The sequence below is a fragment of the Vibrio sp. JCM 18905 genome (assembly GCF_055393305.1).
Genome location: NZ_AP043880.1, coordinates 1337565 through 1360204 on the forward strand (window position 1 = coordinate 1337565; position 22640 = coordinate 1360204).

Below are 22640 nucleotides of genomic sequence, written 5' to 3' on the forward strand. Positions count from 1 at the left end.
TCCTTAAGCGTGTGCGGCAAGTTGTTGTACCAATTGGTACGCCTTGCCTGAATTCATTGCCTCAATCGCTTGTTGCGTGTTGGCTTTTAAATCTTCGTTACCGAATAGACGCATTAGCAGAGCAACGTTCACCGCTACTGCACCCAATTGTGCGTCTGTACCTTTACCCGTCAGGATATTGGTAATGATCGCCTTGTTTTCTTCAGGATCGCCACCTTTGATTGCTTCTAACGGGTGCGCTTCTAGACCGAAGTCTGCTGGTGTTAGCGTGTACTCAGTGATCTTGCCGTCTTTGATTTCTGCAACCGTTGTTTCGCCATGAATCGCGACTTCGTCCAAACCACTTCCGTGTACCACTGCGGCGCGCTTCATACCCATTTGTAGCATGGTTTCTGCGATAGGACGAACCAGTTCTTCACTGTAAACGCCCATCAATTCGATGTTAGGACGAGCAGGGTTAATCAGTGGGCCAAGAATGTTAAAGATAGTGCGTGTTTTCATGGTTTGACGCACTGGCATCGCATGGCGCACACCACCGTGGTATTGAGGTGCAAATAGGAAAGCAACACCGATCTCGTCGACCGCTTTGCGCGTATCTTCTGCGCTCATTGCTAGGTTAATACCAAATGAATCAAGAAGGTCAGAAGAACCAGACTTGCTTGAAACGCTGCGGTTACCGTGTTTCGCTACTTTTAGCCCACATGCTGCAGCAACAAACGCCGCAGTGGTTGAAATGTTGATGGTGTTGTGACCATCGCCGCCCGTACCTACGATATCTGCGAAGTCATAATCTGGACGAGGGAATGGGTTTGCGTTTGCCAGCAGTGCTTTCGCCGCACCCGCAATTTCATCTGGTGTTTCGCCTTTGATTTTTAGTGCAGTCAGTGCTGATGCCATCAAAATTGGGTCTAGTTCACCACGGATAATGATGTCGAATAGCTGTTGGCTCTCTTCCTGAGTAAGCGATTCTTGCTCGTACAGTTTGGTAATAATAGGGTTGATGATTGCTTCCATATTTCCTCTCCTAAATTTCTTATGTGCCAAGTGCTTTTTAAGCAGTGAGTGGGTTTGTTGAAGTTTGTTCTTCAAGTGCCCATTCAATGGCATTGGCCAACAGTGTTGCTCCGTAGGTCGTCATAATAGATTCCGGGTGGAACTGGAACCCGCAAACTTTATCTTCTTCATGTACAACAGACATCACCAAGTCATCCACTTCTGCCGTGATGGTTAGACTCTCAGGAACTTTGGTCGCAACCAGCGAGTGGTAACGTGCAATCGCAAGTGGTGATGGTAGGTTTTGGTAAATCGCATGGTTTTGGTGCTCCATCATAGACACCTTACCGTGAATGATTTCACCCGCGCCAGCGACGGTGCCGCCGTATGCTTCAACAATCGCTTGGTGACCAAGACAAATACCGATCATCGGAACTTTACCTTTCATGCGTAGGATAAGTTCTGGCATTGAGCCTGCCTCTGACGGTGCACCAGGGCCCGGCGATAGCAGAACCACTGGGTTTTCAAGCTCGTTTACCGCTTGTTCGATGGTTTCTGCTGGGATGTTGTTTCGGTAAATCTTGACTGAGTGGCCTAGCGAGCGGAACTGATCCACAAGGTTGTAGGTGAACGAGTCAAAGTTATCGATGAATACGATGTTCGCCATGTCTGCTACTCCTTGTTCGTAGGTTGAGAATGCGCTGCTTGAATAGAAGAGATTACCGCTTGTGCTTTGCCGCGCGTTTCGTCTGCTTCCGCTTGTGGATCAGAGTCGAACACCACGCCTGCGCCTGCTTGAACTTGAGCAATACCGTTCTCAACGTAAGCTGAGCGAATTACGATACATGTGTCGAGTGTACCTTCACCAGTTAGGTAGCCCACAGCACCGCCGTAGCTGCCGCGTCGTGCGCCTTCTACATCGCGAATCAACTGCATCGCACGAATCTTTGGTGCGCCAGTGAGCGTGCCCATGTTCATACAAGCTTGGTATGCGTGCAGGGCGTCTAGGTCTTCACGCAGTTGACCAACCACACGAGATACTAAGTGCATTACGTGGCTGTAGCGGTCGACTTTTAGTAGGTCTGCTACGTGGCGTGTGCCAGCTTGAGCAATACGAGCAACGTCGTTACGTGCTAAGTCAACCAGCATCATGTGCTCTGCGTTTTCTTTCATGTCGGTACGCAGTTCAAGTTCGATTCGGCTATCTAGGTCGAAATCGATCTCGCCGTTAGGGCGCTTACCGCGGCGACGTGTGCCTGCAATTGGATAGATTTCAATTTGGTTGGTGTCGGTTTCGTACTTAAGCGCGCTTTCTGGTGATGCGCCAAACAAAGTGAACAGCTCATCTTGCATGTAGAACATGTAAGGACTTGGGTTACTTTGTTTCAGCTCTTTATAGGCAGCCAATGGGGAAGGGCAAGGTAGAGTGAATCGGCGAGATGGTACGACTTGGAATACATCGCCTTTCACTACGAACTCTTTCAAGTCGCGAACGATTTGGCAGAAGTCATCATCAGATACGCTTGGTTCAACCGTCACGTCAGCTATTTGCTCAGCGCTTGGCAACAGTTTTGGTGCTGCACATTGAGTGCTGATTTCTGCAATGCGAGTCTCTAGCGCTAGTTTTTCTGAATCATCCACAAACAATGTAGCTTGAAGCTGGCAAGATTCCGTTTGATGGTCGACAACAAGTAGTGTTTCCGCGACGTAGAAAACGTAATCTGGACACTGATTTGTTGCTTCTGCATTACCAAGCGGCTCGAAGTTTGCGACTAAGTCGTAGGCAAACAGACCACCAAGGAAAATAGCGTGTTTGTCTTGCTGTGAAATCTCAAAACTATGCTGAACCAAACGTAGCGCATCGAAAGAAGAGGCTTCACGTAGGCGAGAATCTTCATCTAACGTGTCGCATGGCTGGCTAAACTCCAAAGTCAGCGTTTCGCCATCGAACTTACTTTCAACGTCACCACGGATGTTCTGGTTTAGGTGAGACAGTAGGTTTTTACCGTTGTTGGTTAACGCCTGCATGTTTACAGTGTGGCCGTAACAAACGATGCGCACCGCTGAATCGACGATTAAAAGTGATTTTAGATTCTGTTTCGAATCAATTTCAGCGGATTCGAGAAGCAAGCTATCTCTTTTGTTCTCACAAATGGTATGGAACAAACGTGTTGGGTCTTGAGTGTAAGGAACCGAAGTCTTTAATACTTCTAGGCATCCAAGTTTCTTGATTTCTATGGCCTTATTCACAAGACCTCCTTGTAGCTGTCTAAATCTTCCTGCCGTACATAGTCGCATAAAGCAAACGTTCTCCCAATCTAGAGTTAGCCATATTCGATTAATGTTTAGGCAGTTGAGTGTGAAATGAGCAACAAAACAAAAAAGCCCGCTTGAGTAGCGGGCTTTACAACGTTTGGTTCTATAAACTAGAAGTATACGTTTGCCCACCAAGAACTAGTCCAAGTGCGCCACCAAGCAAGATCTGATGAGTTTGCCTTATTAAGACAAACCGCAACTTTCGCTTTTTGGTTTTGGTTAAACTCTTGTAACATGGTGAACCTTAAATTACGTACTTTGTATTTGTGTACTAGTTAACTAGTGCGAGAGTAAAAAGTCAACCCCAAAACGGCATTAAAACGATAAAAATATGAGAATTGATTTACATAGTCACACCACTGCATCGGACGGTCGGTTAGAACCTAAAGATTTAGTGGAAAGGGCGCTGAGTTTTGATATCGAGGTTTTGGCGATCACTGATCACGATACGGTTGACGGTTTGGCGTTAGCTAAGCAATACGTTCAAGATAATAATTTGCCGATAAAAATCATCAATGGCATTGAGATATCGACCGTCTGGCAAAACAAAGATATTCATATTGTCGGCCTGAATATCGATCCGGAAAATGAACAATTATCTGCCCTTATAGAACAGCAGAAGCAGCATCGCATAACACGATCTGAGTTAATGGCAGAGCGACTACAAAAAGCAACTCGAGTAGGTGTGCTTGAAGAGGTAAGGCAAATCGCCGGTGATGCTCCAGTGACAAGAGCGCATTTCGCGAAATGGTTGGTAGATAATGGTTACGCAAAAACCATGCAAATGGTGTTTAAAAAATACCTAACGCGTAATAACCCAGGTTATGTACCACCGAATTGGTGTTCGATGAAGGATGCGGTTGATGCTATCCATGCGGCTGGTGGAATGGCGGTATTAGCGCATCCTGGTAGATATAAGTTGACAGCGAAGTGGATTAAGCGTCTTCTAGCAGCGTTTGTCGAAGCGGGTGGTGATGCGATGGAAGTTGCGCAGCCACAGCAAGCGCAACAAGAAAGGCGCAACTTGGCTGATTATGCTATACAATACAAACTATTAGCCTCTCAAGGCAGTGATTTTCACTACCCATCACCGTGGATGGAGCTAGGAAGGAACCTATGGTTGCCTGCTGGCGTCGAACCAGTTTGGAAAGATTGGGGAATAGATCCTTCGTTGAATAATACTCAGTAATACTCAGTAATACTCAGTAATACGAAGTCGAGAACCCATAAAATATAGAGCCGAGAGGCTCGATAATGAGGAATTACAATGAGCCAGTTTTTTTACGTTCACCCAGAAAACCCACAGGCTCGCTTGATTAATCAAGCAGTAGCAATCATTCGTAACGGCGGCGTTGTGGTTTACCCTACTGATTCAGGGTACGCACTTGGCTGTCAGTTGGAGAACAAACAGGCACTGGAACGAATCTGTCAGATTCGTCGTCTGGATGATAAGCATAACTTTACTTTACTGTGTCGTGATTTGTCGGAGCTTTCTCTCTATGCGCGAGTGGATAACTCTGCATTCCGACTGCTGAAAAATAACACACCAGGTCCTTACACCTTCATCTTCAAAGGTACTAAAGAAGTACCGCGTCGTTTGATGAATGCAAAACGTAAGACCATCGGTATCCGTGTCCCAGACAATCAAATTGCCTTGGACTTGTTGGAAGCATTAGGTGAGCCGATGATGTCTACGTCGTTGATTCTACCTGGCAGTGACGTAACAGAATCTGATCCAGAGGATATTCGCGATAAACTAGAACATGCGGTTGATGTGATTCTTAATGGCGGTTACCTAGGTGAACAACCTACGACTGTAATTGACTTTAGCGAAGGTGAACCTGTTGTAGTTCGTTTGGGATCAGGTGACCCTGCACCATTCGAATAGTAGACGCACACCACCGCCAAACAAAATAGGAGGCATAGCGCCTCCTATTTTAGTTGTCATATCGAATATCTCATTGAACTTAACTGATTGAGGTTAAGCAAAATCGAAAATGTCGATACCATTTTGTTCTGCATAGTTGATGTATACAGAGCTCACACCGTTTAGTGTCACTTCAACATTGTATTCATCACTTGAGAATACTGCCCAGCCACATTCATTGTAAGATAAAGTCAGATCATCCGCTGAATCCAAGAACGTATCTCGAATGCCATCGTTATCAGTGTCTCGGCCCATATCAAAGACAAGTTTGTCATGGAAAATATTAAAATCGACAATGTTGGCTTTGACATCAATATCGTTGGAGGATACAGGTTGATCCGGTACACCAATAGCCAGGCGGTTTGTAAGCACGAAGGTGTCGTCTCCACAGCCACCGCTCAGTACTGATTCACCATCACCAACAACGAGTGTGTCGTTACCCCAGCCACCACTCAAGTAGTTGTTGCCTGAATAATCAAAAATTGTGTCGTCGCCACAGCCACCAAAGAGTTTGTCGTTTCCTAATCCGCCGGATAGGAAATCGTTTCCAAAGCCGCCAGAAACAAAGTCGTTACCTCGGCCACCAAGCAAGGTATCATCTCCCCAGCCACCGAAGACAATATCATTACCTCCGTATCCTACAAACTTATCATCACCACAGAAGCCGAAGAAAATATCGGTTGTTTCAGAGCCTTTTGTGCCTGTCATATCGTCATCTTGAGATGTCCCAAAAATCCAATTTAGGTCGAGATTTAGCATAGACATTGTTCTATTCCTTTTTGTCTGATTTATGCCAATCGCCGAGAGTGCAGAGCGAACCGAGTGAGTCAGAGTACACGATAGCATTAGTGTTATTTTTGATGTGAACTAATGACTTAAAGACAATTTTTGTCTTGTTACCCACGACCTTGCTTTGCTATGAGCGCTCATTGTCTGCGGTGATTGGTATTACTTAGCAGCAAACAGGGACGGCTTATTCTTCGTTGCTTTCTAGCAATACGAACAGTAAACACACCCCAAGTGGTTATTGTTGTAACCCTGACAATTTTATCAGGTACTGCGTGGTTAAAGTGGTTCAGGAAGACCGATATTAGTGGGATTCTCGTTGAGCAATGCCTGCTTTAAGTAGTAAAAAAGTTGCAGAATAGGACAAATATTTCGGTCATTTTTGAAGTGAATTTTGGTGTGGAGAATGGCGCCGATTTAGCTTACATTAACTAAGAAAGTTACGTATAATGTCCGACCGAAAAATCCCACTGAAATGGGTAAATAGCAAAATACAGACCAATCCTGGTCTAGACGTCTGTGAAGACGACACATAGGTAGATAAATGAGCGAAAAGTTACAAAAAGTATTAGCACGTGCTGGTCACGGTTCTCGTCGTGAGATTGAATCGTTAATTAAATCTGGTCGCGTTAGCGTGAACGGTGTAGTCGCTAAGCTTGGTGAAAGACTTGAAGACGAGAGCAGCGTAGTTCGTATCGATGGTCACATTGTCTCTGTAAAGATTCAAGAAGAAGTGATTTGTCGTGTACTTGCGTACTACAAACCTGAGGGTGAACTGTGTACTCGTCACGATCCAGAAGGTCGTCGTACTGTTTTTGATCGTCTGCCAAAAATTCGTGGCTCTCGTTGGATTTCAGTTGGTCGTCTGGATGCGAACACTTCTGGTCTTCTGCTTTTCACAACGGATGGTGAACTGGCGAACCGCTTAATGCACCCAAGCCGCCAAGTTGAACGTGAATACCTAGTACGTGTGTTCGGTGAAGTAACTGAACAGAAAGTTCGTAATCTAGTAAAAGGTGTTGAACTGGAAGACGGTTTAGCTCGCTTCGAAGATGTTGTTTACGCGGGTGGTGAAGGCATGAACCACACGTTTTACGTTGTTATCAACGAAGGTCGTAACCGCGAAGTTCGTCGACTATGGGAATCGCAAGAGTGTACCGTTAGTCGTCTGAAACGTGTTCGTTACGGCGACATCTTCTTAGACAAGAAACTGCCTCGTGGTGGTTGGATGGAGCTTGACCTGAAAGAAGTAAACTACTTGCGTGAGCTTGTAGAGCTTCGTCCAGAAAAAGAAACCATGCTTGATCTGAACAAAGACAACACGTCACGCAAACGTGAGCGTGCACGCAGCCAAAAAATTCGTCGCGCAGTTAAGCGCCATGAAGAGCGTGTTAACACGCCAAAAGGCCGCAGCAACAACCCTTCTCGTCGTAAGCCGAAGAAGACTGCTGGTGACCAAGGCGCACGTAACAAGCATCGTTAATCGATAGCAAAACATCAGAAAGGCTTGCCAATTCGGCAAGCCTTTTTCTTATCTGTTACATAGCGAAAGGATCTAAAGCCGATATAGAGAAGGGGACTTTGGGTAAAAAAATATCGCAGCTAAACAAAAACCGCAGATAAAAAATACCAGCACTAGGCTGGTATTTTTTATCATGATGAAGAAACGTTAATCGCGTTTCCAAAGCATATGGCAGAACTTATGTTCAGGGTCTCGGCTGATTAGCATACGAGCAAATACGTCATCAAGAACGTCATTTTCCTCATTTACTAGGCCGATACGAACCTCTGCATATACTTCTTTGTCGATCTCGAAGCCAACATGTTCAACCCAGTCATCACCAGTTTCAACAAGTTCTGCGGCACCACGATCTTCAAATTGCGCAGTAAACAGAATCACGTCAGCAGGCTCTAGATTATCTGGAGCCATCTCAAGGAAAATGTCGTACGCTGCGTCGATGACGTCGTCGTAAGAAATCAAATCAGACATGCTTATGCTCGGCTCATGTATTTACGTTCAGCTGTGTTAATGATAACACGGTCACCAGTTGCAATGTACTCAGGAACCTGGATGACAAGACCTGAAGCGAAGCGTGCTGGTTTAGTACGAGCAGATGCAGAAGCACCTTTGATTGACGGGTCAGTTTCTTCAATCACTAGCTCAACAGAAGATGGCAGTTCAATACCCACAGCAGCACCGTTAACAAGGATAATGTGGATACCTTGTGTATCTTCGTTGATGAACAGCATGTCGTCTTCAACTTCATTGTGCTTGAATGTGTATTGTGAGTAGTCTTCGTTATCCATGAAGATGTGCTCATCGCCGTCAGCATATGAGTACACAACTGCACGTTTGTTCATTTCTACCGTTTCAACAACGTCATCAGACTTGTAACGCTCATCTACACGTGCGCCCGTGTTTAGATCTGTACAACGCATTTTGTAGATTTTAGCGCCGCCACGACCGCCAGGAGTCGTTACTTCGATGTCTTTAACTAGAAGAGTTTTACCATTAGACTCGATTGCGAAGCCTTTTTTGATTTCACTTGCCTTTGGCATTGTATATTCCTATTCATACTTATTAAGCAAAACTCGGTCATTATAGCGCTAAGTTAGCCGCCTAGCATTAAAATTCATTGCAGAAATTTGTTGTTACTCCCATGACTAAACACCTGAATGGACTTGATTCAGTGAGTCGGCTAAGAGAACATATAGTCCAACTTCTTGAACCATCTGAGAACACGTTTTAAGTCATGTCTCTGCCTGTTATCGATCCTAAACAACCATTTCAACCAGAGTTTGCGCCTTTAATTAGGGAAGTCACCGCTTGTCTCAAAGGTGGACTGGGGCAAAATTTACACAGCGTTTATGTATACGGTAGTGTTGCTCGCAAAACAGCGATCGTTGGGAGGTCGAACTTAGACCTGGTTGTCGTTACTCAATCATCCTTTGAGCACAATCGCGCGACTTTGCTCAACACAATTAAGTGGCGTGCGCAGCAGAGTTACCCTCAAGTTAATGGTGTATCGGTCCGTACAGCCTTAGTGAGCGAAGTAGCTAATTTAGACAGTATTTTCACTTGGGGCTTTATGCTTAAGCATTGTTGTGTCTGTGTTTATGGTGATGATCTGGCAGACTGTTTTGGTGATTACGTTCCAAGTTGGGAAATTGCTAAGCACTGGAATATGGATGTGGAAGATTGGATTACGGTGTATCGCAAAAAAATCGTCCAAGCGAAGACGATAGAAGAGCAGGTGGCCGCCCAGCGCGTGATTGCTAAAAAGTTACTAAGAGCGTCATACTCTTTGGTGATGTATCGAGATAAACGTTGGTTTGATGACCCTATACAATGTGGCAAGGTATTCTTAACTTATCATCCTGAAAAGCAGCTTGAGATCGAGCGGCTAGAAATTTTACTTTCTGGCCGGGGTATTCCCAAGCGTTCTGTTATCGGGCTAATTGATGCGTTTGGTGATTGGTTAGTCAAACAGTACCAGAAAACAGAGTTTCGTATCGGTTAAAACAACCCCATTTGTGGTGCTGAAAGCCTGTCAAAATCCGTCCCAATGAAAGGGAGAATCGCATCTGCAACGGGTTTGAGTTGTTTATCAATGTAATGTTGATAATCAATCGGGCTATTGAGGTACTCATAAGGTTCAGGACCGTTCACGGTTATAATGTATTCAATTCGTCCTTTGTTTTGATACTGTAATGGACGTCCAAGCTTGGCATTTATCTCATCCGCTAAACGAGCTGCACGCACTTGTGGCGGGACGTTCTTCTGATACTCATGCAGCTTTCTGCGCAGTCGCTTTTGATACACTAACTGTTCATCAAATTCACCGTTGTTGGTTTTCTCAACCATCTTTCGGACATAGTCGCTTGGGTCTTCACCATGAAAAATCATTCTATAGAGCGTATTTTGAAATTTCTGTGCTAACGAGGTCCAGTCAGTACGGGCACTTTCTAACCCTTTAAATACAATCCGCTCTTGCTCTCCTTCACCGATTAACCCCGCATAGCGCTTTTTCGAGCCAGTTTCTGCGCCACGAATTGTTGGCATAAGGAATCTGCGATAGTGGGTTTCATATTCAATTTCCAACATAGATGTTAGGTTGTACTCAGAGCGTAGATGTTCTTGCCACCAAGAGTTGATGTAATCAACTAATTGATTTCCAACAGCGTCGGCTTCTACTTGACTGTATGGTCGATTCAACGACACAAATGTGGAATCCGTATCGCCGTAAATCACTTGATAGCCTTGTTCCTCAATCAGCACTTTAGTTTGCTTCATGATCTCATGTCCGCGCATGGTAATACTAGAAGCTAATCGAGTATCAAAGAAACGACATCCCGATGAGCCCAGTACGCCATAAAAGGAGTTCATGATGATTTTGATTGCCTGAGAAAAAGCTTTTTCATTGTTCTTTTTCGCGACATCACGTGCCGCCCAAAGCTTTTCAATCATTTCTGGCAAAAAGTGTTTCGTACGATGGAACTGACCACCGCGAAAGCCAGGTACTGCCTGATCATCTTCTTTACCAATATCGAGTAATAACCCCTCAACCAAACCCATAGGATCAATCAAGAAAGAGCGAATAATCGATGGATATAGACTCTTAAAGTCCAATACTAAAACGGAGTCATATAGGTTAGGGATGGAGTCCATCACGTAACCGCCGGGGCTCGCAATCCAATTTTCAGGGTGTAGGTTTGGGGCAACGTAGCCTGCTCGGTGTATCTGAGGCATGTATAGGTTTGTGAATGCTGCAACCGAACCGCCTACACGATCCAGTTCTACACCAGTGAGCCGAGAACGCTCTATTGCAAAGTCGAGCAGGTGAGTGTGATTGAAAATCTTGTTCACCAACACGCAGTCTTGTAAGTTATATTTAGCCAGCGATGGTTTGTCGGAGCGGTACATACGATTGATTTCATCCATACGGTCGTGAACGTTGTGGATTTCTTTACCTTCCCCCAAGAGTTCTTGAGATACAGACTCTAATGACCAAGACCGAAAGTGATAAGTCGCCGTTTTTAACGTATCGATACCATCCATCACAACTCGCCCGGGAATGGAGATAAACCCTTGTTGGCTTTGAGATGAACTTCTAAAAAAGCTGGCTTGCTCTGCTCTGCCAAGCATTAGCTTCATGTTGTGCCATTCTGCTCGTTTGTGTAGCAGGCGAAAGTCAAAATCAATGACGTTCCAACCGACAATGACATCGGGGTCGAATTGTTTAAACCAATCGATGAGTGCTTCTAGAAGCGCCTTTTCATCCTGGACCCATTGTATCGGTGTATCCGAAGGTTCTGGTTCTCCGATCATGATAACGCGGGAATCCATGACGCTGTCTAACCCGATGGAGTAAAGAATGCCTTTCTCAGAGCATTCTAGATCTAACGAGACAACGTTTAACTTCGGCTCATATTGCCCCGCACGGCATTTTGCGTTCTGGACGCGTTGGTAGCCATTGGTACGAGTCACATTGCCTGTAAACTCAATACTGCCTTTAATAAAACGCTCCATGAGGTAGCGATCGGCGAGGCGAATATCACTTTCGTAAGTGGTGATATCATTTTGAGCGAACGTGTCTTTAAGTGTGAGAGCGTCTCTGGTTACGTTGGTATAGCATGCAGAAAGAGGCTTATGTTCAAACGTTTTGAGATCCAAAAGGCGGATGTCGACGGGTATGTTTTTTTCTCGCGCGAGTGTTTTTGCTTGCTCTGAATGTTTCTGAGCGATGAAAAATACTGGCTTCTCACCATTAATAATTAACTGAGTAGGACCTGCTTCTGTCGAAAGCCACAGCTCGATTTGAGTTTTACCTTTGATGTCTCGTGCCTGTCGAGTAAGCAGAAAGCCTTGTTGGATATTCAAATGTGAGAAACCTTAGAAAACTTGAAGAACGCTAGTTTAACATTAAGAACTGTAAAAATAACCAGTAAAGAAAACGGTTCAAATTTTTGCTGGAATTAGTGATTACAAGTTAGCCTCTGGTGCAAGAGGGGCAGTGTCATTTTAAGTTATAGCGTGTTTCTCTGGGCAATATGAAACCTAGTTACTTGATTTATTGTACTTAATGTTGTTAATTGTCTTTTCTTAGATTTCGGTTCTGCTCATCACGCTCTAAAATAATAGAGTGGTTTATGAATAAGTTCTTGCTAAAGTTTGCGTTTCAGCACATATTCATAGAAAGCAATTTTTTGTCGATTACGTTAGTATATAGGCAGTCATACTGATATCCACATTTAACAAATAATGGTTATGTGGGTGCAGAACCAATACAAAGTGTGGAGATACAAGTTTGATAAATGTTTTCCTTGTAGATGATCACGAGCTGGTTCGCACAGGGATACGACGTATTATTGAAGACGTCCGTGGAATGAACGTAGCAGGAGAAGCTGACAGCGGTGAAGATGCAGTAAAATGGTGTCGCAGTAATCATGCTGACGTCGTTTTAATGGACATGAACATGCCAGGAATTGGTGGCTTGGAAGCCACTAAAAAAATTCTTCGCGTGAATCCTGATGTGAAAATCATCGTACTTACCGTTCATACAGAAAACCCGTTTCCAACCAAGGTGATGCAGGCAGGTGCGTCTGGTTATTTAACCAAAGGTGCTGGCCCTGATGAAATGGTGAATGCGATTCGTGTAGTTAATAGTGGGCAGCGTTACATCTCACCAGAGATTGCGCAGCAGATGGCATTGAGTCAATTTTCTCCAGCCTCTGAGAACCCTTTTAAAGACTTATCCGAACGTGAATTGCAGATCATGCTTATGATCACCAAAGGCCAAAAGGTAACGGATATTTCTGAGCAACTTAATTTAAGTCCAAAGACAGTCAACAGCTATCGCTACCGACTCTTTAGTAAATTGGACATTAATGGTGACGTTGAGTTAACTCACTTAGCGATTCGCCACGGAATGCTGGACACCGAGACCCTTTAGCGTGAATCCTCCCTTCGATTCGGCTTCCTTTCTCAAGACAGTAACTCATCAGCCCGGCGTTTACAGAATGTACAACGCCGAAGCTGTTGTCATCTATGTAGGTAAAGCCAAAGACCTAAGAAAGCGCCTTTCAAGCTACTTTCGAAAAAAAGTAGACAGTGAGAAAACTCGCGCGCTTGTCAGTAATATCGCCAAAATTGACGTCACAGTGACTCACACTGAGACAGAAGCGCTCATCTTAGAGCATAACTACATCAAGCAGTATTTACCAAAATACAATGTTTTGCTGCGAGATGATAAGTCTTACCCTTATATCTTTATTAGCGGTCATAAGCACCCACGGCTTTCTATCCACCGTGGCGCCAAGAAGCGCAAAGGTGAATATTTTGGCCCCTACCCAGATTCTGGTGCAGTAAGAGAAACATTGCATTTGCTGCAAAAGATATTTCCTGTGCGCCAGTGTGAAGACACTGTCTATTCCAACCGAACGCGCCCATGTTTGATGTACCAAATTGGCCGTTGTGCAGGGCCATGCGTTGATACCATCATTTCTGATGAAGAATACGCAGAGTTGGTTGGCTTTGTGCGCATGTTTTTGCAAGGCAAAGACCAGCAAGTACTCAAACAACTGATCGAGAAAATGGAAGTTGCCAGTCAGCAATTGCGCTTTGAAGATGCCGCTAAATTTCGCGATCAAATCCAAGCGATTAGACGTGTTCAAGAGCAGCAGTACGTCTCAGAAGACAGCATGGATGATATGGATGTACTCGGGTTTGCTCAGGAGAATGGTATCGCGTGTATTCATATCCTAATGATACGCCAAGGTAAAGTGCTTGGTAGCCGTAGCCATTTTCCGAAAATCCCACAAAATACAAGCCAGCAGGAAGTGTTCGATAGTTTTTTGACTCAATACTATTTGAGCCATAACGAAGCACGTACAATTCCTTCTCGTATTATTTTGAATCAAGAGTTGGCAGAAGATATTGCGCCAATACAGAAAGCGTTAAGTGAAGTGGCAGGCCGTAAGGTTCATTTCCATACCTCGCCAACTGGCTCTCGAGCAAGGTATCTCAAGCTTTCGAACACGAATGCACTAACAGCGATTACCACCAAAATCAATCACAAGATGACGATTAATCAGCGTTTTCATGCGCTTCGCGAAACATTGAAGTTGGAGTCTATTGCTCGAATGGAGTGTTTTGATATCTCCCATACCATGGGGGAAAGTACGATTGCATCGTGTGTGGTGTTCAACAACGAAGGCCCCGTTAAGCAGGAGTATCGTCGCTATAACATCACTGGGATTACCGGTGGTGACGATTACGCTGCAATGGGACAAGCGTTGGAGCGCCGTTATTCGAAGCAATTGGACGTAGAGAAAATTCCCGACATCATCTTTATCGATGGTGGTAAAGGCCAGTTAAATCGTGCGCATGACATCATTTCGCAATATTGGGGTGATTGGCCAAAGCGTCCCATCATGATTGGTATTGCGAAAGGGGTCACTCGCAAACCAGGCTTAGAAACGCTGATTACAGTCGATGGGGACGAGTTTCATTTACCAAGCGATGCTCCAGCGCTGCACCTTATTCAACATATTCGTGATGAAAGCCATAACCATGCTATAGCGGGGCATCGTGCTAAGCGAGGTAAAACCAGACGTACTAGTGCACTTGAAGGGATTGAGGGAATCGGCCCTAAACGACGTCAGGCGTTACTCAAGTACATGGGTGGGTTACAAGAACTTAAACGTGCAAGTGTCGAAGAAATCGCCAAAGTACCGGGAATAAGTCACTCTTTAGCAGAAATTATTTTCCAAGCATTGAAACAATAAGGAAAATCGCGCAACATTAAGCCGCAATGTGTAAGAGAATAATAAAATGCGTTTGAATATCCCGAACATTCTGTCTCTTCTTAGACTGTTCCTAATCCCTGTTTTTGTGGTTGTCTTTTATCTACCTTATTCATGGGCACCGTTTGCAGCAGCAATGGTGTTTTGGGTAGCGGGTTTTACTGACTGGCTTGACGGCATGTTGGCCCGTAAACTTGGCCAAACTTCTCGTTTTGGTGCGTTTATTGATCCTGTTGCTGATAAAGTGCTAGTGGCAACGGCATTGATTTTAATCACGGAACATTATCATTCAATTTGGGTGACCATTCCTGCGGTAACGATGATTGCGCGAGAAATCATTATCTCAGCATTGCGAGAATGGATGGCTGAAATCGGTAAGCGAGCGAGTGTTGCGGTATCTTGGGTTGGCAAAGTAAAAACTGTTTCGCAAATGTTCGCCTTATGGGTGTTGATATGGCGTTACGATGAATGGATGGTTTGGCTAGGCTTTGCAGCCTTGTATGTGGCAACTTTCTTGACGTACTGGTCAATGATTCAATATTTAGCAGCTGCGAAAGACGATCTGTTGAATGAAGAGCATCATTAAATTCTGATATTAGAAAGCAGGCTTAATAGCCTGCTTTTTTGTATCTAAGATAATCTACAGCATTTCTTTGCTTCTCACGTTTTTCAATGCTTGCTAACGGTCATGCTTGAAATTTGTATCTGGGGCTTTTGCTTCGATAGAGTTCCATATGTGATCTAAGTCTTGTTTTTGCCCTTGGAGAGTCTCAGAGAAGCGAGTCTCCTGATTGTTAACGCTTCAATACACGTAACGCACGGCCAGCAGTGTAAGGCGTAGCCAAAGTTTTATGATAAACAAGTGTATTTAAGCGATTTTTAGTATTAAAACTAAGCAATCTACCGTCTTTCGCACAAATTCTAGTCAAACGATTTAAAAAAATAAAAATAGTGTTGACTCGATCGCTCGAATCCGTAGAATGCATTCCGTACCCAAGAGAGCAGAGCTCAACAGGGTGGTGAAAAAAGCTTAGCTTTATTCACAGATGAGGCGCCTTGGCAGAGTGGCTATGCAGCGGATTGCAAATCCGTGGACCTCGGTTCGACTCCGGGAGGCGCCTCCATTATTCTTTTGAGAGTGAATAGCTTTCGAGAATAAATGCGACACTAGCTCAGTTGGTAGAGCGCAACCTTGCCAAGGTTGAGGTCACGAGTTCGAACCTCGTGTGTCGCTCCAAATTTTATTGATATGGCGTTAGCGGTATCAGATGGTGTTTTACTTTTCTGTAAAGGCATCACAAAGAATATTTGTGTGCCCTGGTGGTGGAATTGGTAGACACAAGGGATTTAAAATCCCTCGACGTTCGCGTTGTGCCGGTTCAAGTCCGGCCCGGGGCACCATCTCATATTAAATGCGACACTAGCTCAGTTGGTAGAGCGCAACCTTGCCAAGGTTGAGGTCACGAGTTCGAACCTCGTGTGTCGCTCCAGATTTAAGGCCCAGCATGAAAATGTTGGGCCTTTTTTGTATTTCTTCAAATCTTAAATTTCTTCTCTGTGATGGATTTCGTTAAGCACTGAGCTCCTTCAGCTTACTAACTTAACTTCTTGTTAATTTTAGCCATAGCAACGTCACTTCATGGCCATACCCATCCGGCTAGTTTAAGTTTAGTCAATCAAAGTTCTGTGAATAAAGACTCATCGATTTAGGCTGAGCAGTAACGTAAATACTAGCTCTGTTAAATACCTTGGATACTGAAAATAATGTTCTACGATTAAAGAGTGGTATGTTCATAAACCGTTTTGGTTCATGGCGCTGATATTGTAAGGATATTTGTTTAAATAACAGGTATTTGAGAAAAGAAGAAAAGCGTTGTAGATGAGTATGAATGTACAAATATCACTAGGGGGAACTTTGTTGTGATTTGCGTCACTGTTACTAATATGAAAAATCGTTGCCAGAAGATTTTATTTTGTGATAAATTCGCGCGCAATCTCGGAGCGTAATTAACAACGTTTGATCTCTGGGGGATACGCGTAGTGACCATTCAAGCTGATTGTGACACTGCGTAGGGTAGGTATCGGCAAAGCCTTTTGTCGATAGACGGGATACTAATGCTGTAAAAGCGGCATATTAATGGGAAACCCAACATTGAAACCTTTGAATAAACACACACTAATCAGCTTCATACTGCCGAAATGTCCTGTTTTACAAAACGGGTGCATTACGGAACCTTGATTAATCCCTTTTACATATAAAGTCACGAATATCGTGGCAGATGATCTGTATTTGTCATTTTGCACTGACAAATGCGGAGGGGTATACACACCTCCTGTAACTTCATTCCAATGATTATTAATACAGGATATAGAATTATTATAATTCAAGGGATTATGTATTATGAGCACTGCCTTTGAAGTCGATAGCAATATCGCAAACATTTTTTCGTCTCAGGTTCCTATCGTTGAGGGAACGTATGACTTAACGCCAGATCAAGTATTGATTGAACAGGCTGAGCATGAATCTGAAGTGCGTTCTTATCCACGTCGCTTGCCAATCGCAATCAAACAAGCTTTTGGTTGCTTGGTTGAAGATACACGTGGACAGATCTTTTTAGACTGCCTTGCGGGGGCGGGCACTCTAGCTTTGGGGTATAACCATCCTGAAATAAACCAAGCTCTGAAAGAGCAATTAGATTCGGGTCTGCCATATCAGACGCTAGATATTGCAACATCAGCAAAAACGACGTTTATTCAATCTGTTAAATCTTTTCTTCCTCAAGAGTTAAGTGAGAACAGCGTTATCCAATTTTGTGGTCCGTCTGGAGCCGATGCAGTTGAAGCCGCGATCAAGCTCGCGAAGCAGACTACTGGTCGCAACACCATGTTTGCTTTTCGTGGCGCATATCATGGTATGACTAACGGCACAATGGGCATGATGGGCAACCTAGGTACGAAAGCGCGTCGAACTGGTTTAATGTCAGACGTGCACTTTATGCCTTTCCCATACAATCTGCGTTGTCCATTTGGGCTTGGCGGTGATGAAGGTGCGAAAGCAAGCATTCGCTATATCGATCGTCTTTTAAACGATGATGAATCGGGCATTATGAAGCCTGCTGCGATCATCGTTGAGCCAGTGCAAGGTGAGGGTGGTGTTGTTCCTGCGCCAGCATTCTGGCTGCGAGAGTTACGTCGTATTTGTGATGAACACGGTATCTTACTGATCTTCGATGAGATCCAGTGTGGTGTTGGTAAAACTGGCTACAATTTCGCATTTGAAGAGTCGGGAATTGTTCCAGATATCCTGTGTTTATCAAAAGCTATTGGCGGTGGCTTACCAATGTCGCTATTGGTTATCAACAAGCAGCATGATACTTGGAAGCCGGGCGAACACACAGGTACGTTTCGTGGCAATCAGTTAGCCATGGTCTCTGGTGCGAAAGCATTAGAAATCATCCAGCGTGACAATCTGGTTGAGCATGCCAATATTGCGGGCCAGTATTTGCACTATGGTCTTGAAAGCATTCAAAAGCGCGTGAACTGTATCGCAGAAGTACGTGGCAAAGGCTTGATGCTTGGTGTGGAGATTAAAAATCCAAACGGTGAGCTCAATAAATTTGGCGAACCTCAAGCGGATAGTGAACTCACTCTTTCCATTCAACGCGCAGCACTTGAGCGTGGCTTGATCGTTGAGAAAGGCGGACGTGAAGGTGCAGTAATTCGCTTCCTTCCTCCTCTTATCATCTCGTTTGAGCAAATCGACTTTGCTTTACGTGTATTTGAAGACGCGATTTTAGCAGCAGGCGGTAGTCACATCGAAACTCAGCCACAAGATGAATGGAAGAAGCATTTCATCCACACTGGAGAGTTGGGCAGCAATGAGTTTGCTTCGGTGATGAATCACACTACGACAGCAATGAAATCAGTGTTTGAACAGGTTGCTGCACCATACTCAGGTATGGATCCAAAAGCATTGGAAGCAGCGATCCATGCTGTTGATCTTGACAATAAAAATGCGCCTCTCAAAACGGTTATTGATGATGCAGCCGAGTTGGTCGCGAAAAACGCGATTTTTACTCAACATCCAGATTGTATCGCTCACCTTCATACTCCACCGTTGATGCCTGCTATTGCCGCAGAGGCAATGATTGCGGCTTTGAACCAATCAATGGACTCATGGGATCAAGCTTCATCAGCTACTTATGTTGAACAGAAAGTTGTGAACTGGCTATGCGATAAATACGAGTTAGGTGAAAAAGCGGACGGTATCTTCACGAGCGGCGGCACGCAAAGTAATCAAATGGGTTTGATGCTTGCGCGTGATTGGATTGCTGACAAACTCAGTGCGCACTCAATTCAAAAGCTTGGCCTTCCTGAATACGCAGACAAGCTGCGTATTGTATGTTCGAAAAAATCCCACTTCACGGTTCAAAAATCAGCGTCTTGGATGGGATTGGGTGAAAAAGCGGTCATGGCCGTCGATGCGAATGCCGATGGAACGATGGATGTCACTAAGTTAGACGAAGTTCTAAATCAGGCAAAAGCAGAAGGTTTGATCCCATTTGCAATTGTCGGCACAGCGGGCACAACGGATCACGGTGCTATTGATGACCTAGACTTTATCGCCGATATGGCAGCGAAACATGACATGTGGATGCACGTCGACGGTGCATACGGTGGAGCTCTGATTCTAAGTAGCCAAAAAGCCCGTCTGAAAGGTTGTGAGCGTGCACACTCCATCAGCGTAGACTTCCACAAGTTGTTTTACCAAACCATCAGTTGTGGCGCGCTGTTGGTGAATGACAAGTCTAACTTTAAATTCCTGCTTCATCACGCAGACTATTTGAACCGCGAACACGACGAACTGCCGAACTTGGTGGATAAGTCTATTGCTACAACTAAGCGTTTTGATGCGCTAAAAGTGTTTATGACGATGCAAAGCGTGGGGCCAAAAGCCCTAGGCGATATGTACGATCATTTGCTTGATCAGGCGCTTGAAGTTGCGGACATGATTCGAGATAACAAACACTTTGAGTTGTTGGCTGAACCATCACTATCTACGGTTCTGTTCCGCGCGACACATGAATCAGCGGATCTTGACGAACTGAACAAAACGTTGCGCTTAGAAGCGTTAACACGCGGTATCGCGGTATTGGGTGAAACCATTGTTGACGATAAAACTGCATTGAAATTTACGATTTTGAACCCGTGTCTGACGACGGCGGACTTTGAATCTTTGCTCTCAAAAATCAATACGCTAGCGGCAGAGCTAGTTTAACAAAGGTAACGGAAAACTATGGCAATTCTACAGATTGGTGCAGGCGGCGTTGGCTGGGTAGTTGCACATAAAGCGGCACAAAACAACGACGTTCTGGGTGATATCACAATCGCATCACGTACCGTAGGTAAGTGTGAGAAAATCATCGAATCGATTCAGAAGAAAAACAATCTGAAAGATTCAACTAAGAAACTAGAAGCTCGTGCGGTAAACGCGGACGACGTAGATTCTTTAGTTGCTTTAATTAAAGAAGTGCAGCCTGACTTAGTGATCAACGCGGGTCCTCCTTGGGTGAACATGTCTATTATGGAAGCATGTTACCAAGCTAAAGTGTCATACCTTGATACATCTGTTGCGGTTGATTTGTGCTCTGAAGGCCAACAAGTACCTCAAGCTTACGATTGGCAGTGGGGCTACCGTGAGAAGTTTGAAGAGGCGGGTATCACAGGTATTCTTGGTGCCGGTTTCGATCCGGGCGTAGTATCGGTGTTTGCTGCATACGCGGTGAAACATCTGTTCGATGAAATCGATACTATCGACGTAATGGATGTAAACGCAGGTGACCACGGTAAGAAGTTCGCAACTAACTTTGACCCAGAAACGAACATGCTTGAGATTCAAGGTGATTCCTTCTACTGGGAAAACGGCGAGTGGAAACAAGTACCTTGTCACTCACGTATGCTTGAGTTTGAATTCCCGAACTGTGGTTCACATAAAGTGTACTCAATGGCGCACGACGAAGTTCGATCTATGCAAGAGTTCATCCCGGCGAAACGTATCGAATTCTGGATGGGCTTTGGTGATCGTTACCTAAATTACTTCAATGTAATGCGTGACATCGGTCTACTCAGCCCAGATCCACTAACACTGCACGACGGTACGGTTGTTCAACCTTTGCACGTGCTAAAAGCACTACTACCAGATCCAACATCTCTCGCGCCAGGCTACACTGGCCTAACGTGTATCGGTACTTGGGTTCAAGGTAAGAAAGACGGTAAAGAGCGCAGTGTGTTCATCTACAACAACGCAGATCACGAAGTCGCATACGAAGATGTTGAACACCAAGCTATCTCATACACCACTGGCGTACCTGCGATCACTGCGGCTTTGCAGTTCTTCCGTGGCAAGTGGGCAGACAAAGGCGTGTTCAACATGGAGCAGCTAGATCCTGACCCATTCCTAGAAACCATGCCATCTATTGGTCTAGATTGGCATGTTCAAGAACTGGAGCCAGGACAACCTGTTATCCATAAATTGAAGTAAGAATTTAGCGACTCTTATTTGTACGTTTGAGCCGATGCACTTGCGTCGGCTTTGTTCGATTTTATAGTGCCTTTGCTAAGGCGAAGGGACGTAAGGTATCAAAATGCAACAAAACGAACTAAAAACGCCATACTTCATGATTAATGAAGACAAGCTGATTGAGAACCTAGAGAAAGCAAAACAGCTAAAAGACATCTCTGGTGTGAAGCTTGTATTAGCACTGAAGTGCTTCTCAACATGGGGTGTATTCGACATCATCAAGCCTTACCTAGACGGAACAACCAGCTCTGGCCCGTTTGAAGTGAAGCTTGGCTACGAAACGTTCGGTGGTGAGACACACGCATACAGTGTGGGTTACAGCGAAGATGACGTTCGCGATGTGGCGAACATCTGTGACAAGATGATCTTTAACTCTCAGTCACAGTTAGCGGCTTATCGTCATATTGTCGAAGGTAAAGCATCGATTGGCTTGCGCCTAAACCCTGGTGTGAGCTACGCAGGGCAAGACTTAGCAAACCCAGCTCGTCAATTCTCTCGTCTTGGTGTTCAGGCTGATCACATCAAACCGGAAATTTTTGATGGTATTGATGGCGTAATGTTCCACATGAACTGTGAGAACAAAGACGTGGATGCGTTTATCGGCTTACTCGATGCTATTTCAGAGCAGTTTGGCGAGTACCTAGATAAGCTGGACTGGGTAAGCATGGGTGGCGGCGTGTTCTTCACATGGCCGGGATACGACATCGAGAAGTTGGGTTTAGCGCTTAAAACATTCTCAGAGAAACACGGCGTACAAATGTATCTAGAGCCGGGTGAAGCGATCATCACTAAGACAACCGATCTTGTTGTAACAGTGGTTGATATCGTGGAGAACGTGAAGAAGACGGCGATTGTCGATTCAGCAACAGAAGCTCACCGTTTGGATACGCTTATCTACAACGAGCCAGCGTCCATTCTTGAAGCATCTGAAAACGGTGAACATGAATACGTGATTGGATCGTGCTCTTGTTTAGCTGGTGACCAGTTTTGCGTGGCGAACTTCGAACAGCCTCTCGAGATCGGACAGCGTCTGCACATTCTAGATAGTGCAGGTTACACCATGGTGAAACTGAACTGGTTCAACGGTCTACGTATGCCTTCGGTTTACTGTGAACGCTCGAATGGTGACATTCAAAAACTGAATGAGTTTGACTACTCTGATTTCAAACGTTCACTATCTCAGTGGTCAGTGAAATAAAACGTATTGAGTATTAGAACGACAAAGAGCAGCTG

General features: G+C 44.7%; 18 protein-coding genes, 4 tRNA genes and 1 other annotated feature. Of the genes, 14 read left to right on the plus strand and 8 right to left on the minus strand.

The features are described 5' to 3' along the window. Window positions 1-3: 3 nt before the first annotated feature. The 4 genes from trpD to trpL2 form a co-directional block, all read right to left on the minus strand. On the minus strand, window positions 4-1014 hold the full coding sequence (gene trpD / locus ACZ5ZC_RS22850) for an anthranilate phosphoribosyltransferase (RefSeq protein WP_054867694.1): 1011 nt from the start codon (window positions 1012-1014) through the stop codon (window positions 4-6). A 37-nt stretch (window positions 1015-1051) separates the two neighbouring features. Continuing rightward, window positions 1052-1660 carry an aminodeoxychorismate/anthranilate synthase component II gene (locus tag ACZ5ZC_RS22855; protein WP_054867695.1) on the minus strand — a complete coding sequence of 203 codons (609 nt, stop codon included), beginning with the start codon at window positions 1658-1660 and terminating at the stop codon, window positions 1052-1054. Window positions 1661-1665: 5 nt separating this feature from the next. Continuing rightward, window positions 1666-3243, minus strand: a complete 1578-nt coding sequence (locus ACZ5ZC_RS22860; protein WP_464932322.1) for an anthranilate synthase component 1 — start codon at window positions 3241-3243, stop codon at window positions 1666-1668. Between the two features lie 126 nt (window positions 3244-3369). Beyond that, window positions 3370-3473, minus strand: a sequence feature (Trp leader region). Continuing rightward, entirely contained in the window at window positions 3420-3545 is a 126-nt protein-coding gene (gene trpL2, locus ACZ5ZC_RS22865; protein WP_005376787.1) for a tryptophan operon leader peptide, read from the minus strand. (Overlaps the previous feature by 54 nt.) Before the next feature lie 95 nt (window positions 3546-3640). Here trpL2 and rnm point away from each other — a divergent pair, with 95 nt between their 5' ends. Together rnm and ACZ5ZC_RS22875 are read left to right on the plus strand one after the other, a co-directional pair. After that, window positions 3641-4498, plus strand: coding sequence for an RNase RNM (gene rnm / locus ACZ5ZC_RS22870; RefSeq protein WP_464932323.1), 858 nt, complete (start codon window positions 3641-3643; stop codon window positions 4496-4498). Window positions 4499-4576: 78 nt separating this feature from the next. After that, window positions 4577-5197 (plus strand): L-threonylcarbamoyladenylate synthase, encoded by a 621-nt coding sequence (locus tag ACZ5ZC_RS22875; protein ID WP_005376791.1) that lies wholly within the window; start codon window positions 4577-4579, stop codon window positions 5195-5197. Between the two features lie 93 nt (window positions 5198-5290). Here ACZ5ZC_RS22875 and ACZ5ZC_RS22880 read toward each other — a convergent pair whose 3' ends face one another. After that, window positions 5291-6001, minus strand: a complete 711-nt coding sequence (locus tag ACZ5ZC_RS22880) for a calcium-binding protein (RefSeq protein WP_464932324.1) — start codon at window positions 5999-6001, stop codon at window positions 5291-5293. A 565-nt stretch (window positions 6002-6566) separates the two neighbouring features. Between ACZ5ZC_RS22880 and rluB the strand changes: the two genes are divergently transcribed. Further along, on the plus strand, window positions 6567-7505 hold the full coding sequence (rluB, locus tag ACZ5ZC_RS22885) for a 23S rRNA pseudouridine(2605) synthase RluB (RefSeq protein ID WP_054867698.1): 939 nt from the start codon (window positions 6567-6569) through the stop codon (window positions 7503-7505). Between the two features lie 186 nt (window positions 7506-7691). Here rluB and ACZ5ZC_RS22890 read toward each other — a convergent pair whose 3' ends face one another. Next, a complete protein-coding gene (locus ACZ5ZC_RS22890; protein ID WP_005376800.1) occupies window positions 7692-8012 on the minus strand; it encodes an HI1450 family dsDNA-mimic protein in 321 nt (106 codons plus the stop codon). Between the two features lie 2 nt (window positions 8013-8014). Continuing rightward, window positions 8015-8581, minus strand: coding sequence for an elongation factor P-like protein EfpL (gene efpL, locus ACZ5ZC_RS22895; protein WP_005376801.1), 567 nt, complete (start codon window positions 8579-8581; stop codon window positions 8015-8017). Window positions 8582-8775: 194 nt separating this feature from the next. Between efpL and ACZ5ZC_RS22900 the strand changes: the two genes are divergently transcribed. Beyond that, window positions 8776-9543 carry a nucleotidyltransferase family protein gene (locus ACZ5ZC_RS22900; protein WP_114323234.1) on the plus strand — a complete coding sequence of 256 codons (768 nt, stop codon included), beginning with the start codon at window positions 8776-8778 and terminating at the stop codon, window positions 9541-9543. Here the strand turns inward: ACZ5ZC_RS22900 and ACZ5ZC_RS22905 are convergent. Further along, window positions 9540-11903, minus strand: a complete 2364-nt coding sequence (locus ACZ5ZC_RS22905) for a DNA polymerase II (protein WP_464932325.1) — start codon at window positions 11901-11903, stop codon at window positions 9540-9542. The genes ACZ5ZC_RS22900 and ACZ5ZC_RS22905 overlap by 4 nt on opposite strands. A gap of 427 nt (window positions 11904-12330) precedes the next feature. Here ACZ5ZC_RS22905 and uvrY point away from each other — a divergent pair, with 427 nt between their 5' ends. The 10 genes from uvrY to nspC all read left to right on the plus strand — a co-directional run bounded on the left by uvrY (window position 12331) and on the right by nspC (window position 22605). Continuing rightward, window positions 12331-12975 (plus strand): UvrY/SirA/GacA family response regulator transcription factor, encoded by a 645-nt coding sequence (gene uvrY / locus ACZ5ZC_RS22910; RefSeq protein ID WP_005386783.1) that lies wholly within the window; start codon window positions 12331-12333, stop codon window positions 12973-12975. Window position 12976: 1 nt separating this feature from the next. Further along, window positions 12977-14809, plus strand: coding sequence for an excinuclease ABC subunit UvrC (gene uvrC / locus ACZ5ZC_RS22915; protein WP_258430997.1), 1833 nt, complete (start codon window positions 12977-12979; stop codon window positions 14807-14809). Window positions 14810-14855: 46 nt separating this feature from the next. Then, the gene (gene pgsA / locus ACZ5ZC_RS22920; protein WP_005394805.1) at window positions 14856-15413 is read left to right on the plus strand and encodes a CDP-diacylglycerol--glycerol-3-phosphate 3-phosphatidyltransferase; all 558 of its coding nucleotides are present in this window, start codon (window positions 14856-14858) and stop codon (window positions 15411-15413) included. A 464-nt stretch (window positions 15414-15877) separates the two neighbouring features. Further along, window positions 15878-15951, plus strand: a tRNA-Cys gene (locus ACZ5ZC_RS22925). 37 nt (window positions 15952-15988) lie between these two features. Continuing rightward, window positions 15989-16064: transfer RNA gene (locus tag ACZ5ZC_RS22930), tRNA-Gly, on the plus strand. 77 nt (window positions 16065-16141) lie between these two features. Then, a tRNA-Leu gene (locus tag ACZ5ZC_RS22935) sits at window positions 16142-16228 on the plus strand. Window positions 16229-16241: 13 nt separating this feature from the next. Continuing rightward, a tRNA-Gly gene (locus ACZ5ZC_RS22940) sits at window positions 16242-16317 on the plus strand. A gap of 911 nt (window positions 16318-17228) precedes the next feature. Continuing rightward, window positions 17229-20105 (plus strand): diaminobutyrate--2-oxoglutarate transaminase family protein, encoded by a 2877-nt coding sequence (locus ACZ5ZC_RS22945; protein ID WP_464932326.1) that lies wholly within the window; start codon window positions 17229-17231, stop codon window positions 20103-20105. An 18-nt stretch (window positions 20106-20123) separates the two neighbouring features. After that, entirely contained in the window at window positions 20124-21368 is a 1245-nt protein-coding gene (locus ACZ5ZC_RS22950) for a carboxynorspermidine synthase (protein WP_012841628.1), read from the plus strand. 103 nt (window positions 21369-21471) lie between these two features. Continuing rightward, a complete protein-coding gene (gene nspC / locus ACZ5ZC_RS22955) occupies window positions 21472-22605 on the plus strand; it encodes a carboxynorspermidine decarboxylase (protein ID WP_464932327.1) in 1134 nt (377 codons plus the stop codon). Window positions 22606-22640: the final 35 nt, after the last annotated feature.

Coding starts and splice junctions, on each gene's coding strand:
- ACZ5ZC_RS22945 (WP_464932326.1), top strand. CDS start 17,229: ATGAGCACTGCCTTTGAAGTCGATAGCAATATCGCAAACATTTTTTCG.
- ACZ5ZC_RS22950 (WP_012841628.1), top strand. CDS start 20,124: ATGGCAATTCTACAGATTGGTGCAGGCGGCGTTGGCTGGGTAGTTGCA.
- nspC (WP_464932327.1), top strand. CDS start 21,472: ATGCAACAAAACGAACTAAAAACGCCATACTTCATGATTAATGAAGAC.
- ACZ5ZC_RS22880 (WP_464932324.1), bottom strand. CDS start 6,001: ATGTCTATGCTAAATCTCGACCTAAATTGGATTTTTGGGACATCTCAA.
- efpL (WP_005376801.1), bottom strand. CDS start 8,581: ATGCCAAAGGCAAGTGAAATCAAAAAAGGCTTCGCAATCGAGTCTAAT.
- trpL2 (WP_005376787.1), bottom strand. CDS start 3,545: ATGTTACAAGAGTTTAACCAAAACCAAAAAGCGAAAGTTGCGGTTTGT.
- trpD (WP_054867694.1), bottom strand. CDS start 1,014: ATGGAAGCAATCATCAACCCTATTATTACCAAACTGTACGAGCAAGAA.
- pgsA (WP_005394805.1), top strand. CDS start 14,856: ATGCGTTTGAATATCCCGAACATTCTGTCTCTTCTTAGACTGTTCCTA.
- rnm (WP_464932323.1), top strand. CDS start 3,641: ATGAGAATTGATTTACATAGTCACACCACTGCATCGGACGGTCGGTTA.
- ACZ5ZC_RS22855 (WP_054867695.1), bottom strand. CDS start 1,660: ATGGCGAACATCGTATTCATCGATAACTTTGACTCGTTCACCTACAAC.
- rluB (WP_054867698.1), top strand. CDS start 6,567: ATGAGCGAAAAGTTACAAAAAGTATTAGCACGTGCTGGTCACGGTTCT.
- ACZ5ZC_RS22875 (WP_005376791.1), top strand. CDS start 4,577: ATGAGCCAGTTTTTTTACGTTCACCCAGAAAACCCACAGGCTCGCTTG.
- ACZ5ZC_RS22890 (WP_005376800.1), bottom strand. CDS start 8,012: ATGTCTGATTTGATTTCTTACGACGACGTCATCGACGCAGCGTACGAC.
- ACZ5ZC_RS22900 (WP_114323234.1), top strand. CDS start 8,776: ATGTCTCTGCCTGTTATCGATCCTAAACAACCATTTCAACCAGAGTTT.